Here is a 650-nt window from a genome sequence, read left to right as displayed (position 1 = left end):
TCCGTCGGGTGATCTATACAACCAATGCCATTGAGTCGGTTAATAGCGTTATTAGAAAAGCGACTACTCGTCGTAAGAAGTTCCCAAACGATGAGGCCGCTTTAAAGGTGGTTTATTTAGCCATTGACGCCGCTTCGAAAAAATGGACCATGCCAATTAGGAATTGGCGTTTAAACCGTTTTAGTATTGAGTTTGGTGACAGAATCACCAAATATCTCTAAATGGAATTTACACAAACGAATTTACAATCCTGTACAACTATTTATCTTTGCTCTGCAGTGCTGAGCTTTAAGTAACTGTTCCGCTCCGAATACACATTTGTTAACTTTCACTGTAAGTTCATTTCTCATGCACAATACCTCAGTGAATTGTTTTCCTGTAAAGGTTCCAGATTTTCGAGCAGAATTAATGGATCTGGCAATTTGATTTAAATTCACACCGATTTTATTTAATTCATGGGTTGAATTAATTAATGCTTCCAACTCTTGCTCAGTCAACAAAGTAGACGATAGTAGGTTATTACGTAAAACGCTTATTATGTAACTATTTCTTGTTTGCCCATAATACTGATACAATGTACTCATTTTAATTAACATAAAGTAAGTTTGAGTAATTATAACATAGCTGTTTCTAGCCCTTGGTAGATCTTC

General features: G+C 35.8%; 2 protein-coding genes. One reads left to right on the top strand and one right to left on the bottom strand.

Annotated features, from left to right (window positions below):
* On the top strand, positions 1–221 hold a 221-nt coding region (locus M3080_RS09145; RefSeq protein WP_249092817.1), incomplete at its 5' end, for a transposase.
* Positions 222–242: 21 nt separating this feature from the next.
* Here M3080_RS09145 and mobC read toward each other — a convergent pair.
* A partial coding sequence (mobC, locus tag M3080_RS09140) for a plasmid mobilization relaxosome protein MobC (RefSeq protein ID WP_249092816.1) occupies positions 243–650 on the bottom strand: 408 nt, incomplete at its 5' end.

The sequence above is a fragment of the Parasutterella secunda genome, from assembly GCF_023336895.1.
Taxonomy (GTDB): domain Bacteria; phylum Pseudomonadota; class Gammaproteobacteria; order Burkholderiales; family Burkholderiaceae_F; genus Aphodousia; species Aphodousia faecalis.
The sequence above is the reverse complement of the archived record's forward strand: the minus strand, read 5'-3'. Positions and strand labels throughout refer to the sequence as shown.